Source organism: Domibacillus sp. 8LH, from assembly GCF_038806185.1.
GTDB classification, from domain to species: Bacteria; Bacillota; Bacilli; order Bacillales; family Domibacillaceae; genus Domibacillus; species Domibacillus indicus_A.
This window is the reverse complement of the sequence record NZ_JAVJNG010000132.1, coordinates 1-273: the sequence shown is the minus strand read 5'-3', so window position 1 is coordinate 273 and position 273 is coordinate 1. Positions and strand designations below refer to the sequence as shown.

Annotated in this window: 1 protein-coding gene; it reads right to left on the bottom strand. The window is 30.8% G+C overall.

The genetic code is table 11. The annotated features are described in order from the left end of the window. On the bottom strand, window positions 1-273 hold a 273-nt coding region (locus tag RG959_RS24135; protein ID WP_342799301.1), incomplete at both ends, for a hypothetical protein.

Sequence of the window (273 nt, the reverse complement as noted above, 5' to 3'; positions counted from 1 at the left end):
GAATCTTTCTTATATGATCAATACTTGCATCTCGACATATCACATCTTTTGCATATGAAGGGTTGAATTCAGCATATTTTTTAATGAAAGAATCTAATTGTGTAGAGTTAGCAAAGTAAGTCTCAAAAAAGTCATCCATTTCATGTAGATGCTCAGTAATATAGTCAAAAACTTGATCGAGCCTGCTTTTGAGTTCATTTTTTATTAGGTAGTCGATTAAATGAACATTTAAAATATATGAATTGGAAAAATCACTTTCTCGCAGTTCAGCAC